The organism is Vibrio sp. 811, assembly GCF_033339195.1.
Window position 1 is genome coordinate 1 of sequence record NZ_JAWOUB010000918.1, and the last position, 525, is coordinate 525.

A 525-nucleotide genomic window follows, 5' to 3' on the forward strand; every position below is an offset into this window, starting at 1 on the left:
CTAAAAAAGCCATCGTCCTGATGGCTTTTTTGCTTTCTAGAATATGATGATGCGATTGGCATCAAACGGGCTAACTACTGTGAGCAATCCAAAGTCGGTGTAAGTCGCTGTAGCCTGTATTCTTAACTTGCACGCCCCGAACTTGTTGGGTTTTTGTCACTTCTTCGTAGCCAATGAACAAAGGCAAATAGACATATTGCGCGCGCAGCGCTTCTTCAATACCCAGCAAATGAGAAATCGGTTGTTCATAGGCAATGGCTTCTTGAAGCTGCTCGCGGTGACGCTCCATCTGGTTTTGTTCGAAACTAAAACGTAAGCCAGTCGCCACCGATAGCCATTCAAATACCCCATATTCAAATGGCGCTTCCATGACCTCTTCAATGAACAATAAATCCGCCAAGTGTGAAACTGACTCGGGAAAACTAATGTCTTCCACTTTGATGACCTCTAACTCTAGCCCCGTGCTACGAATCACCTCATGCAACCATTCAGAATGTCGCATCAAGTTCGGGATAGTCCATATCG

General features: G+C 45.5%; 1 pseudogene. It reads right to left on the reverse strand.

The features are described from left to right. Window positions 1-70: 70 nt before the first annotated feature. A pseudogene (locus tag R7Q46_RS30120) lies at window positions 71-525 on the reverse strand (transporter); the annotation flags it as partial.